Annotated in this window: 10 protein-coding genes; 7 read left to right on the forward strand and 3 right to left on the reverse strand. The window is 48.1% G+C overall.

Annotated features, from left to right (window positions below):
• Window positions 1–44: 44 nt before the first annotated feature.
• A complete protein-coding gene (locus QNM19_RS18795) occupies window positions 45–767 on the forward strand; it encodes a hypothetical protein (protein ID WP_049866348.1) in 723 nt (240 codons plus the stop codon).
• 553 nt (window positions 768–1320) lie between these two features.
• Here the strand turns inward: QNM19_RS18795 and QNM19_RS18800 are convergent.
• Together QNM19_RS18800 and QNM19_RS18805 are read right to left on the reverse strand one after the other, a co-directional pair.
• Window positions 1321–2970 carry an alpha/beta fold hydrolase gene (locus QNM19_RS18800; RefSeq protein ID WP_049866349.1) on the reverse strand — a complete coding sequence of 550 codons (1650 nt, stop codon included), beginning with the start codon at window positions 2968–2970 and terminating at the stop codon, window positions 1321–1323.
• Window positions 2971–3363: 393 nt separating this feature from the next.
• The gene (locus QNM19_RS18805) at window positions 3364–3687 is read right to left on the reverse strand and encodes a hypothetical protein (protein ID WP_049866350.1); all 324 of its coding nucleotides are present in this window, start codon (window positions 3685–3687) and stop codon (window positions 3364–3366) included.
• 229 nt (window positions 3688–3916) lie between these two features.
• Between QNM19_RS18805 and QNM19_RS18810 the strand changes: the two genes are divergently transcribed.
• The 5 genes from QNM19_RS18810 to lpdA all read left to right on the forward strand — a co-directional run bounded on the left by QNM19_RS18810 (window position 3917) and on the right by lpdA (window position 11734).
• The gene (locus tag QNM19_RS18810; RefSeq protein WP_284027085.1) at window positions 3917–4225 is read left to right on the forward strand and encodes a hypothetical protein; all 309 of its coding nucleotides are present in this window, start codon (window positions 3917–3919) and stop codon (window positions 4223–4225) included.
• A gap of 479 nt (window positions 4226–4704) precedes the next feature.
• Window positions 4705–5454, forward strand: coding sequence for a pyruvate dehydrogenase complex transcriptional repressor PdhR (pdhR, locus tag QNM19_RS18815; RefSeq protein ID WP_010384087.1), 750 nt, complete (start codon window positions 4705–4707; stop codon window positions 5452–5454).
• A 68-nt stretch (window positions 5455–5522) separates the two neighbouring features.
• Window positions 5523–8189: a pyruvate dehydrogenase (acetyl-transferring), homodimeric type gene (aceE, locus tag QNM19_RS18820; RefSeq protein ID WP_049863795.1), complete on the forward strand. Its 2667-nt coding sequence runs from the start codon at window positions 5523–5525 to the stop codon at window positions 8187–8189.
• Window positions 8190–8200: 11 nt separating this feature from the next.
• Window positions 8201–10087: a pyruvate dehydrogenase complex dihydrolipoyllysine-residue acetyltransferase gene (gene aceF, locus QNM19_RS18825; protein WP_049863796.1), complete on the forward strand. Its 1887-nt coding sequence runs from the start codon at window positions 8201–8203 to the stop codon at window positions 10085–10087.
• A 222-nt stretch (window positions 10088–10309) separates the two neighbouring features.
• Window positions 10310–11734: a dihydrolipoyl dehydrogenase gene (gene lpdA, locus QNM19_RS18830; protein ID WP_010384093.1), complete on the forward strand. Its 1425-nt coding sequence runs from the start codon at window positions 10310–10312 to the stop codon at window positions 11732–11734.
• Between the two features lie 82 nt (window positions 11735–11816).
• Here lpdA and QNM19_RS18835 read toward each other — a convergent pair whose 3' ends face one another.
• Window positions 11817–12038, reverse strand: coding sequence for a hypothetical protein (locus QNM19_RS18835; RefSeq protein ID WP_058796262.1), 222 nt, complete (start codon window positions 12036–12038; stop codon window positions 11817–11819).
• Window positions 12039–12396: 358 nt separating this feature from the next.
• Between QNM19_RS18835 and QNM19_RS18840 the strand changes: the two genes are divergently transcribed.
• A complete protein-coding gene (locus tag QNM19_RS18840; RefSeq protein ID WP_049863797.1) occupies window positions 12397–13740 on the forward strand; it encodes a serine hydrolase domain-containing protein in 1344 nt (447 codons plus the stop codon).
• Window positions 13741–13820: the final 80 nt, after the last annotated feature.

The following is a 13820-nucleotide window of genomic DNA, read 5'->3' on the forward strand; positions in this document are numbered from 1 at the left end:
TCTGACCGATAAAGAAAAAACACATGTATTAAAAGGATATTTTTATGAAAGTGGATACAAGTGTGTTGGCACAGTCACCGCTGCAGCATAATGGGCCAACAGCCCCGAAATCCCCCCTAAATGATGCTGCAACGAGCACATTGGAAACCGATATTTATCATCGTTCCGGCGAGCAAGATCAAACCCTCACTTACAGTCGTCCTATGGTGATTGGGGAAGGGCGAACGATTGTTGAAACGGCCGAAGAAACCATCAAGAGAACGCTTGATGCCGAGTCTCAGCTTTATCTTGGTGGTGATATGTTTCATGCAGCTGACAAAATGGCTGAGCACTATGATGAAGTTATGGGCATGCTTGAACAGACCGACCCACAGTTAGCAAAGAAAAACTGGGGGTTTTCAGTAGACGAGCAAGGGCTGCTGAAAGTGAGTGGCAATTTGAGTGAGGATGAGATAGCGACGTTAGAAGAAAAGCTTAATAGTAATGACGCGCTGGTCAAATATGCCAACGAAGTTAAAGATGCTTTCCTGAAGTATACAGAGATGGAGCGGGGCCCCGGGATCCCTTCCAGTAAAGGGTGGGGCAAGTACGATGTTAGTAACGAAAATTTTGCCGATATTATTGATATGAAATCCCTGATGGAAGAAAGAGGGGGTAAAAGGGGGCAGATGCTTAATTTTGGTGAAAAGCTCAGCCTGCTAGATTTTGTTGATAATATGGGTGAGCAGCTTAAGAGCAAAGCGGAAGTCGCTTTTTTGCGTGAATAAATAGTGACTGGTAATAACGCATAACCCCGACAGGGTTATGCGTTGAAGGTTTGGATCTGCCTGAAAGAGCAAACCTAAATTTGGCTAAACTAGGATTTAACGCTGGAAATCAGAGTCTGATCACACAAGTGGCCCAGAGTCACCCAAGTATGGTTCGCGCCTCCAATGCCAATCTCGTCTATTTTTTGGTCCCCATTACTATCAAAGTTAGTTGGAACTAGGGTCCGCCAGGCACCTATTTCAATGTCAGAGCGCCAGGTGTTTTTGTATCCAAAGCTGTACTCGGTATGTATGACGTCTTCCACACTAGGAGAACACGGCCCTAAGTCCGTGCTATGTGTGATTCTGCCGTTTTTTTGATCCTAAACTACAGCCAAACTTGTTCAGTACACAGTATGGGGAATATCTGAAAACCCATATTCAGTTTTCTAAAAAACCATCCTGGGTTCGTCATGATGAGCACTATCACGTTGATTTTGATATACTCTGCGAGCCCATGACTGAAACCGGATAACGCGGTTTCAGTCATGGTGTTAGTAGCAAATAAATTTAATCAGAAGTCTATCAGCGGCATAAAGGTGGCGTAGGCCTGCGCAAATGCGGCTGGATCAGATTGCTTTAACTGCATGATGTTTGCTTCTGACATGATCTCAGGCTGGCCGTCAAAGGCATCTGGAGTACCGAACAGTACATGGCTTGCCATTGCGGAAGCGGTAAAGTTGAGGCCCTGCAAATTCGCGATACAGCCGGTATCCGGTTGGCTCCAGATATCTTCAATAAAATTCTTCATGATCTCTGCGCCACAGGTGCTGGTACTGGTGTCATGGGTCTGGCTGACAAAAAGTACCCCATGATGGGTTTGTGGAAGCTCAACATAACGCTGATTAATGTTAGTAAACGCGTTTTGGATGAGCGACATATAAGTATGCGGTGTTTGCGGGTCTAAATCGCCATTGAGCGCGAGTGTGGGCATGTAATGGTGCATGGGTTGATACACATAGGGGTCAGTGTAGCGATTACCCCAAACCTGCTTGTCCAGGTGTATCCGGTAGTTCATAAAATCCGGGTAACAGGCAATGGCGTCCTGACAATAAGCCAGCTTACTTTGCAAATCACGTTGCACATGATTAATTTCGTTGTTTGTAATGAGCTTTGAGACTACCTGTGAAAAACCGAGCGGGTCTTTTGCCGGGAGTTGCATGATCTGCTTGCCCAGGCCTTTAAAGATAAAAGTATGCAGGTTATTCAGTGCCATTACGTCGTCGCTGTTGCAACGATTAAGGCGATGTAGCGTGGGGATCAGTATTTGTTCTACCGAGCGTGACAGGCCGAGGATCGAGAGCATTTGCAGTGCCTGGCGGTCAAAGTCCAGTCCCGGGCAGCTCTGAGTGGTAAAAATGTCATTCAGGCGCAGTCTTAGCTGCGACAGCGAGCTGAAATTTAACCGCGTCTGACACCCTGTATCAAGCTGGCAGTAAGCTAGCAAATCGTCCAGTGTCGCGTTAAAGTTTTCATCCCACAGGTCATTACCAAATTCGGCTGGTGGCAGCACTGAGTCGAGGATAATGGCCTGAGCACCGGTTGGGGCAACCTGGCTGAATCTTTGTGCCCACAGCGTGCCGTAAGAGACACCATACACATAACTGGGTTGCCAGTCTCGCACCTTACTTTTGCCGATCACATAATCCAGGTCCCGCGCTGCTGCTGTGGTATTAAACTCAAACAGGCCGTCGCCCCATTGCTGATGGAGATCATCAAAACAAGTTTGGGCATACTGAGCATAATCGCTGACAACCGGATTACTGCAGGCCAGGTGAGTAGACCAGCCCACACCACGGTGTTCCAGTACGAATAAATCGTAGTGTTCGGTAAAAGGCGCCAAGGTGGTGCCCAGTTGTTTTGCAAAAAAGCTGCCTGATCCACCGGGTCCGCCCTGTAACAGCCATATCTGTCCCTTGCTGGTGCCTGATTTAGCAGGGTATTTAGAGACCAGCACAGAGATTTTTTTATCGTCGGGTGCCTGCCAGTTGAGTGGCACGTCGGCCAGCGTACAGGTGTTCTTGCCATCTGCGGATTGAAACTGCGCCGGGCACTTGCCCCAGTTAAAATCCAGATAGCGGTTAAAGTCAGATTGGGTCAACTCAGCGGCCTGACTGGTACTGGCCAGGGTGAGTGCAGTAACGGCGATTAGTGGGCCTTTCATGACATTCCTTTTCAGTTGTTGAATATTTATTGTTAATTTTTTGGTGTGTTGATTACATTATCCCATCGCGAGGCGAGTTTGAAATATGTTTTACCTGAAAAAGGTTCATGTTGTGTCGTTGCGGTGAGTGAGCTTACCTGCTTGCAACTGTTTTTAGTCGTCACCTCGGGGTATGAACTATGAATGTGATCTGGTTAAATGAATGTTCAGGAATTGACTGTCAATGTCGCTAAAGCTGATGAAACATGAATGGATTCAGAGTCTGGGGGCTGGTATCGGTTGTTGCATTATTAAAAATGGGGAGCTAGAGACACTCCCACTGTATTGAGCTGAGTATATGCAGGTACTGTGAATGCTTGAAAGTCGATTCTTAGACCAGCCCTGAAAGTCGGCTTAGCGTACCCAAATACTCGTAATTCTGGGATATTTATTGTTTTGGCCCGAGCAACCACTGACATAAAAGTTGACATTAGTACCAGCTAACTTAGCGGCAAGCAATGTCGAATGCAATGCGTCATAGTTGGGGTGAGAGGGGACAATTGCATAATAGGTAGAGTCAGAACAGTTACTCGGATTACCTTTAATTTTTTCGCCATGAACCATGGTCCAGCCATTGTTCACATACATAATATCTATCTTACCGATGGACGTTGCCCCTGCAGCATATACCTGACCGGAAAGAAGTAGCGAACACGCTGCTGTTAATAGCTTTTTCATTGTATTTCCTTTGTTATTAGCTTCGGGACGGACCTTACCACACACAGCGCTAAACAGATATTATTTTGTGCCTTGTATCAGAGATGATGTTTTACACAACCTAAAATTCAAGTTTTTGAAATGTAAGTGGTTTATCTTGATTTTTTGTTGATTTAATAGGCACGGGAACGTATAGTCTCGGTGCACATAATAACGTGGTGCACATTGTAACAAACAAGGAAATCTAATAATGAAAAATATAGTTTTAGTACTCGCACTTATCATCTTATCTGTGACTGGTTTTAAAGCACAGGCCAATAGCTACGTAGATACCTACCCAAAAGTGACCAAAGTGTATGTTAACTCGGGCGGCCTTGCTTTGATCCGTATCGAGTCCCACGATAACTGGCTTGAACTGGGTAAAGTAGGTGATGCGAAGACCGATGCATGGGTTTCTATTGCACTGGCTGCGGCTCTGTCAGGGAAAAAAACTTGGATCCGTTATTATCCGAGCACGTCCGGTTATCCCAGAGTGACCGTTTTGAGCATTAGTGCCTAACCAGACAACGCACTGGCTGCTGAAAATGTCAGCTTGCCAGTGCCTCATCCTTCTGACGTTCTGATAGTTTACGTCTTCCTCACGCGGATCCTGTTCATAACCAGATAGCGTCTTCCTCTACTTGTATACTCTTACACGTTTGTCACCTGGGTCAGTATGACGTAACCCTATGATTGGTTTTTCTATCTGGTCTGACCATTTTATTTTCCTTTTTTAAATCATTTAACTTGTATAAAGTTTAGACACTTCGCTAGGGCTTTTCTGTATTACTTTTAGCCGCAAAGCGCCGATTTTTGACAGTTGCGCTTGATTTTGATAACGTAGTGCACAAATTTGGTATGACCAATTTACCTTTAGGGTTGGGCTTACCGGATCTGTTTAAGTAAAGAGTGAGCTGGATCAGCGCCTTGCCTGAGTTTTGACGGGCAGAGTAAGTACAGCTGGCTTGGGGTTTCACCAATAAACTCGGCGTTTAATCAATGTCTTTAAAGATAAAAGCAGCGAAACTATCAGATGTGATTCTGGAACAACTGGAAAATATGATCCTCGAAGGGTCGTTGATGCCAGGTGAAAAGCTGCCGCCGGAGCGTGAGCTGGCCAAGCAATTTGAAGTGTCGCGCCCATCATTGCGCGAAGCAATTCAAAAGCTTGAAGCAAAAGGGCTGGTTACCCGACGTCAGGGTGGCGGTACTTATGTGAAAAATCAGCTTGAGGAAGGTCTGACTGATCCCCTATTTGAGTTGATCAGTAAACATCCCGAGTCACAATTTGATTTACTGGAGTTTCGTCATGCCCTGGAGGGCATTGCAGCTTATTATGCGGCCATGCGTGGCACACAAACCGATCTCGATAAAGTGGAACAGAGCTTTGATGACATTGCCAGTGTTGGTGATGATCTGGTGCAAAAAGCCAGAGCCATCAACACCTTCCATTTTACCGTAGCAGAAGCATCACACAACGTGGTGTTGCTGCATCTGATGCGTGGTATGCAATCTTTACTGGAACAAAATGTATTGCAGAACTTAACAGTGCTGGTGCAAAAGCCGGATGCCAGTGAACAGCTTGCTCATCATCGCGAAGTGTTAAAAAACGCGGTGATCGAAGGCAAGCCAGAGCAGGCACGACTGGCCAGTAACGCACACTTAGCCTTTATCGAAGAGGCGTTGCTGGAAGCTGGACGAGAACGGTCGCGTATTGAGCGCAGTTTGCGTCGCACTAAAGCGCAGTAATAGATAAACAGAGCCATAAGCTAACGCTATAGAATAAATTCGTATTTTAAACATAAGGAACACTCCATATGTCTGAAGTCAATAAATTTGACGTAGACGCGCTAGAAACCCAAGAGTGGTTGCAGGCGCTTGAGTCGGTTGTAAAAGAAGAAGGCGTAGAGCGCGCGCAATTCCTGCTTGAGCAGGTACTTGAGCAGGCGCGTCTGGATGGCGTTGATATGCCAACTGGCATTACGACCAACTATGTCAACACTATCCCGGCAGATCAGGAACCTGCCTATCCGGGGGATGTGAATCTGGAGCGTCGTATTCGCTCTATCATCCGCTGGAATGCGATCATGATCGTACTGCGCGCTTCCAAGAAAGATCTGGAGCTGGGCGGACATATGGCGTCGTACCAGTCGTCAGCTGCATTTTATGAAATGTGTTTCAACCATTTCTTCCGTGCGCCAAATGAAAAAGACGGTGGCGACCTGGTTTACTATCAGGGTCACATTTCACCAGGCATTTATGCCCGTGCATTCGTTGAAGGTCGTTTGACTGCTGAACAGCTGGACAACTTCCGTCAGGAAGTAGACGGTAAAGGTCTGTCTTCTTACCCGCACCCTAAACTGATGCCTGAATTCTGGCAGTTCCCGACCGTATCTATGGGCCTGGGTCCAATCGCGTCTATCTATCAGGCACGTTTCCTGAAATATCTTGATGGTCGTGGTCTGAAAGACACTGCCGAGCAGCGTGTTTATGCCTTCCTGGGCGACGGTGAAATGGATGAGCCGGAATCTCGTGGTGCGATTTCTTTCGCGGCCCGTGAGAAGCTGGATAACCTGTGTTACCTGATCAACTGTAACTTACAGCGCCTGGATGGCCCGGTAATGGGTAACGGTAAGATCATTCAGGAACTGGAAGGCCTGTTCAAAGGTGCTGGCTGGAACGTGATTAAAGTCGTGTGGGGTTCAGGCTGGGATAAGCTTCTGGCGAAAGACACCACAGGTAAGCTATTGCAGCTGATGAATGAAACCATTGACGGCGACTACCAGACGTATAAAGCCAAAGATGGCGCGTATGTACGTGAGCACTTCTTCGGTCGTTACCCGGAGACTGCGGCACTGGTTGCTGACATGACAGACGAAGAAATCTTCGCGCTGAAGCGTGGTGGTCATGAGCCTTCTAAACTGTTTGCTGCATTCAAAGCGGCACAAGACACCAAAGGTCGTCCGACGGTGATCCTGGCTAAGACTGTAAAAGGTTACGGCATGGGTGAAGCGGCGGAAGGTAAAAACATCGCCCACCAGGTGAAGAAAATGGACATGACGCACGTTGAGCACCTGCGTTCACGTCTGGGCCTGGAAGACCTGGTATCTGACGAGCAAATTAAAGACCTGCCTTACCTGACACTGGAAGCAGGGTCTGCAGAGTATGAATACCTGCATGCACGTCGTAAATCACTGCACGGTTACACGCCACAGCGTTTACCTAATTTCACAGAAGCACTGACGCTGCCAGAGCTGGATGCATTCAAGCCGCTGCTTGAAGAGCAAAAGCGTGATATCTCAACCACCATGGCCTATGTCCGTGCGTTGAATATCCTACTGAAAGACAAAGGCGTAGGCAAAAACATCGTGCCTATTATTGCCGATGAAGCGCGTACTTTCGGTATGGAAGGTCTGTTCCGTCAGATTGGTATTTACAACCCGCACGGTCAGAACTACACACCTCAGGATCGCGATATCGTTTCTTACTACAAAGAAGCCACGTCTGGTCAGGTACTGCAAGAAGGTATCAATGAGCTGGGTGCAATGTCTTCATGGGTGGCTGCGGCAACGTCTTACAGCACCAATGACTTGCCAATGATCCCGTTCTACATCTACTACTCTATGTTCGGTTTCCAACGTGTTGGCGACATGGCGTGGATGGCGGGCGACCAGCAGGCACGTGGCTTCTTGCTAGGTGCAACAGCAGGTCGTACAACGCTTAACGGTGAAGGTTTGCAGCACGAAGATGGTCACTCGCACATTCAAGCGGGCACTATCCCTAACTGTATTTCTTACGATCCAACGTTCGCGTTTGAAGTCGCGGTTATTCTGCAAGACGGTATCCGTCGTATGTACGGCCCTGAGCAGGAAAACATCTTCTACTACCTGACACTGATGAACGAAAACTACCATCAGCCAGCAATGCCTGAAGGTGCTGAAGACGGCATTCGTAAAGGTATCTACAAGCTGGAAAGCCATGCAGGCGATAAAGCGCAGGTACAGCTGATGGGTTCAGGTACCATCCTGAACGAAGTACGTAAAGCCGCACAGATCCTGAGCGACGATTACGGCATTGCATCAGACGTATTCTCTGTGACGTCATTCAATGAGCTGGCACGTGACGGTCAGGACGCTGAGCGTTTCAACATGCTGAACCCGGATGCAGAGCAAAAAGTACCTTATATCACAACGGTATTGAGCGAAGCACCTGCAATCGCGGCCACTGACTACATGAAGAGCTATGCCGATCAGGTACGCGCTTTCATGCCAAGCGAATCATACAAAGTGCTGGGCACAGACGGTTACGGTCGTTCAGACAGCCGTGAAAACCTGCGTCGTCACTTTGAAGTGAATGCAGGCTACGTGGTCGTTGCTGCACTGAGCGAGCTGGTTAAGCAAGGCAAAGTTGAGAAATCAGTAGTAACAGACGCTATCAAGAAATTTGATATCGACACAACCAAAACCAACCCACTTTACGCATAAGAGGCTAAGTGATGGCAATCGAAATTCATGTACCAGATATTGGCGCCGATGAGGTTGAAGTAACCGAGATTTTGGTCAGCGTTGGCGACACGGTAGAAGAAGAGCAGTCGCTGATCACCGTTGAAGGCGACAAAGCGTCAATGGAAGTGCCTGCTGCGCAAGCGGGTACGGTTAAAGAAATCAAAATCAGCGAAGGCGATAAAGTATCGACTGGCTCATTGATCATGGTTTTTGAAGCAGCGGGCGATGCGCCTTCTGCTGAAGCGGCACCAGCAGCAGATCCGGCTGCTGCGGCGCCTGCACCGGCAACTGCTGAAGTGAAAGAAGTTCACGTACCAGACATTGGTGGCGACGAAGTTGAAGTCACTGAAATCCTGGTTGCGGTTGGCGACAGTGTTGAAGCTGAGCAGTCTTTGATCACCGTTGAAGGCGACAAGGCGTCAATGGAAGTACCAGCCCCATTTGCTGGCACAGTCAAAGAAATCAAAGTTGAAATTGGCGGCAAAGTTGCAACAGGCAGCTTAGTTTTTGTATTTGAAACAGCGGGTGCAGCAGCCCCGGTTGCAGCTGAAACCGCACCAGCGGCAGCCCCTGTTGAAGCGACGCCTTCTTTGCAGGAAGTACAGGTACCGGATATCGGTGGCGATGAAGTTGAAGTCACTGAAATCATGGTGGCAGTGGGCGACAGCATTGAAGAAGAGCAGTCGCTTATCACCGTTGAAGGTGACAAAGCCTCAATGGAAGTACCAGCGCCATTTGCCGGTACGGTCAAAGAAATCAAAGTTGCAGCGGGCGATAAAGTCTCAACAGGCTCGCTGATCTTTGTTTTTGAAACGGTTTCGGCAGCGGCACCTGCAGCATCAGCTCCTGCTGCGCCTGCAGCAGCACCGGCTCCTGCGGCAAAAGCGGCACCAGCTGCAGCGCCTGCACCAAGTGCAGCGAAAGACGAGTTTGTGGCCAATGATGATTATGCGCATGCATCGCCTGTCGTACGTCGTCTGGCACGCGAGTTTGGTGTTAACCTGGCACGCGTTAAAGGCACAGGTCGTAAGAACCGTGTTCTGAAAGAAGACGTTCAGAACTATGTGAAAGAATTGGTTCGTAAGGTTGAGTCTGGCGAGATCAGCAAAGGCGGTAACTCAGGTGGCGGTGAGCTGGGTCTGATCCCTTGGCCAAAAGTTGACTTCAGCAAGTTTGGTGAAGTAGAAGAGAAGAAACTGTCTCGCATCCAGAAGATTTCAGGCGCTAACCTGCACCGTAACTGGGTTCAGATCCCGCACGTGACTCAGTTCGATGAAGCTGACATCACGACGCTGGAAGCATTCCGTAAAGAGCAGAATGTGCTGGCTGAGAAGAAGAAAATGGGCGTTAAGATCACCCCATTGGTATTCGTGATGAAAGCCGCAGCGAAAGCGTTGGAAGAGTTCCCAACCTTTAACTCGTCACTGTCAGAAGATGGTGAAAGCCTGATCCTGAAAAAGTATGTGAACATCGGTGTGGCGGTTGATACGCCAAATGGCCTGGTTGTGCCGGTCTTCAAAGACGTGAACAAGAAAGGCATCATCGAGCTGTCTCGCGAGCTGATGGACGTCTCTAAGAAGGCCCGCGAAGGTAAGCTGACGGCTGCTGACATGCAGGGTGGGTGTTTCACTATCTCAAGCCTGGGTGGTATTGGTGGTACGGCGTTTACGCCAATCGTGAATGCGCCAGAAGTGGCAATCTTAGGTGTGTCTAAGTCTGAGATGAAGCCGAAGTGGAATGGCAAAGAGTTTGAGCCGCGCCTGATGGTGCCGCTAAGCTGTTCATACGACCACCGTGTTATTGACGGTGCGCTGGCAGCCCGCTTTACTGTAACCCTGGCCAATTACCTGAGCGACATTCGTCAGCTGGTAATGTAAGCCAAAGCAAAACCGCATGACCCCAGGTTGTGCGGTTTTGTCATATTTTTACTGTCCTGTCTGATATTTGGGCGGGACATCTGTGGGTGCGAATGATACACTTTCGCGCAACAAAAAACTCTCTCTGGTTGTTGGTGGCAGCGCTTGCCGATGATCAGGCACAATTGGGTGCGGATACTCACTCGAGTAGAGTCCCGTTCGAATAATAGTTAAGGTAATAACATGAGCAACGAAATCAAAACTCAAGTTGTTGTACTAGGCGGTGGTCCTGGTGGTTACTCTGCAGCATTCCGTGCAGCAGACCTAGGTTTAGAAGTTACATTGATCGAATCTCGCGATACCCTGGGTGGTGTGTGCTTGAACGTAGGTTGTATTCCTTCAAAAGCACTTTTACACGTTGCTAAGGTAATCGACGACGCGGCGGAAATGGCTTCACACGGTGTGACTTTCGGTGCTCCTCAAATCGACCTGGACAAAATCCGTAGCTGGAAAGAGTCTGTAATTGGTCAGCTGACAGGCGGTCTGTCTGGCATGGCGAAAATGCGTAAAGTGAAAGTGGTTAGCGGTTACGGTAAATTCACCGGCTCTAACTCTATCGCAGTTGAAGGTGCTGACGGCACAACCACTGTAAACTTCGACAACGCCATCATCGCTGCGGGCTCTCAGCCTGTAAACCTGCCTTTCATCCCACAAGATGAGCGTATCATTGATTCAACTGGCGCACTTGAGCTGAAAGACGTACCAGAAAAGCTACTTGTTCTGGGTGGTGGTATCATCGGTCTTGAGATGGGCACAGTATACCGTGCACTGGGCTCGCAAATCGACGTAGTTGAGTTTGCAGACCAGCTGGTACCTGCGGCTGACAAAGATGTTATCAAGATTTACCAGAAGTACGTGAAAGACAAGTTCAACGTGATGCTGTCTACTAAGGTTGTTGCAGTTGAAGCGAAAGAAGACGGTATCTACGTCTCGTTCGAAGGCAAGCAAGCACCTGAAGGTCAGGTACGTTACGACAAAGTATTGGTTGCTGTTGGTCGTACGCCTAACGGTAAACTGCTTGACGCAGACAAAGCCGGTGTTGCGGTTGACGAGCGTGGCTTCATTAACACTGACAAGCAAATGAAGACGAACGTAAACCACATCTACGCGATTGGTGACATCGTAGGCCAGCCTATGCTTGCGCACAAAGCAGTTCACGAAGCACACGTTGCTGCAGAAGTGATCTCTGGTAAGAAACACTACTTCGATCCTAAGTGCATTCCTTCAATCGCGTACACAGATCCAGAAATCGCATGGGTTGGTGTGACTGAAAAAGAAGCGAAGGAGCAAGGTCTGAGCATCGAAACTGCGGTATTCCCGTGGGCTGCATCTGGTCGTGCGATTGCTTCTGCACGTACTGAAGGTCAGACTAAGATGATCTTCGACAAAGAGACTGGTCGCGTGATCGGTGGTGCAATGGTTGGTATCAACGCTGGTGAAATGCTGGGCGAGATCGGCCTGGCAGTTGAGATGGGTGCTGACGCAGAAGACGTAGCTCTGACTATCCACGCTCACCCAACGCTGAACGAGTCAATCGGCCTGGCGGCTGAGATCTTTGAAGGTTCAATCACTGACTTGCCTAACAAAAAGGCAGTGAAGAAGAAGTAATCGTTACTTCTGAATGAACTAAAAACCCGGCTTAAATTGGCCGGGTTTTTTGTGTGTGTTGTTCGTATTATTTTGTGACTTTTTACATCATATCATCACATTCTGGACACCTGGAATTATCTGACTCCATCGGCATACAGCGTTTCACCGTTTTGGGAAACTTACAAATATCACCCACATCAGTATAGCAGCGGTTAAGATTAGACCAGCCACCGGCACCACCGGCGATATGAGGAGTGTTGGCATTGTGCAGACTATGTGCTGCCGGGCTGAGGTTTTTGAGTTTCACCTTTTTTAATTTCATAGCAATATTTCCTTTGCAGTATTTTTAGTGTTAAAGGTCTATTTTTGTACCTTCGTTAACATTTTTATCGGCTATTTATCTATAAGTCAAGGTTGAACGGTTGAATTTTGAAAGGCGCTGCGAGCTATCGCCATGGACTGGGTCGTCCTGTATGTTGTTTTCGTTGAACAGGTTAAGGGCAGAATTCACTTTAGAAGTCTCACTGCGTTCCTGTGAGCAACAACACCTGTAGGGTCATTTTCATCTTCGAGACACCCACATTATATGACCCGGTTAAAAACTACGCAGCATTGTGGGTGTCGGGCCAGTATGTTAGCTTGGGTGGACCTATAAAAATAACTATAACAAGGACTTCGTCATGGGAATTAAGCCGTATCATACTGGCATTATTGGATTGGCAATAAGCTGTAGTGTACATGCAGATAAAAATGATTTTGATGCCACTTTGGCGTGCTATACGCAACCTGATCAACCTGGGATCGCCGTGCGTATTGAGCAGGGCAACAAGCTGCTATACAGCGGTGCAAACGGCCTTGCTGATATCAAGCGTAAACGGCCACTGAATACTGAGCAGGTGTTTCAGATTGGTTCGATCACTAAGCAATTTACGGCGGCAGCTATTTTGCAACTGGCGGAGCGCAATAAGCTCTCACTCCAGGATCCGCTCGGAAAGTTCATCCCCTCATTGAGCGCCGACTATGGTCAATTAACTCTGGATAGGGTTCTGTCACATACTTCAGGATTACCGAATTACAATGAAGGCCCTGAGATTGGCGCCAAAATGGCGCATTATCGCACTTTAGATCAGATCCTGACAGAGATTAGACAGACACCTGTATTGTACCCTTCAGGTGAAGGCCATACCTATTCCAATACTGGCTACCTGCTGCTTGGCAAGATTATCGAGCAGGTATCGGGGTTAAGCTACAAAGACTATCTGCAACAGCATATCTTTACGCCACTGGGAATGAAAAACTCCCAGGTGCTCACCAAAGATACAGGAGGCGATGAAGTAAAAGGCTATAGCTCAGTTGACAGTAAAAGGACACCAATTGCTCCATTTCATGTTGATCGCAGCTGGATTTATTCTGCCGGCGGCATAGAAACAACCCTGGCCGATATGAGCCGTTGGCATCATGGCCTGAGAGCTGGCAAAGTGGTGAGCCCATCTTCTTATCGGTCGATGACCACCAGCGCGACGCTTAACAATGGTACGTTGGCCACTTATGGATATGGGTTTTATCTTCGCCCGTTGGCCGGGCAGCCAAGCTATTTCCATGAAGGGGGAGTCCCCGGGTTTTTAGCTATGTCAGTATATTTCCCAGAAGCTGATTTATACGCGATTAGCCTGAGTAACCAGGATACTCTGCATCCGGGCCCTGCACTGCTGGATATGGTCGCGCAGTACCTGAACATAACACCAAAACCCTTGCCAGATACAGAACTGAATCATTTTGCCAAAACCATAGTCGGCGAGTATCAGTCAGCCGGGCAGCAGTCCCTGAAGGTGACGTTTGAGGAGGGGGTTCTGTATGGGCAAAAAGGACAAGGTGAAAAGCGCAAACTCATCGCCAGAGTCAATCATGCTTTTTCTTTTGAATGCACCCAGAATTACTATCAACTTAGTGTAACAGAAGGGACAGCCAGCCTGACGCCAGTTGGGCTATATCGAGGTAAGGGTAAGCCGTTGTTTAAGTTGTGAAGGGAAATAATCACACGTTCTGAGACAGCTAAAAACCCGGCGATGTTACAGTGCCGGGTTTTTTAGTTTTGCTTTAGGCC

Origin of the sequence: Pseudoalteromonas ardens (genome assembly GCF_030125445.1) — a bacterium.
Classification (GTDB): Bacteria; Pseudomonadota; Gammaproteobacteria; order Enterobacterales; family Alteromonadaceae; genus Pseudoalteromonas; species Pseudoalteromonas ardens.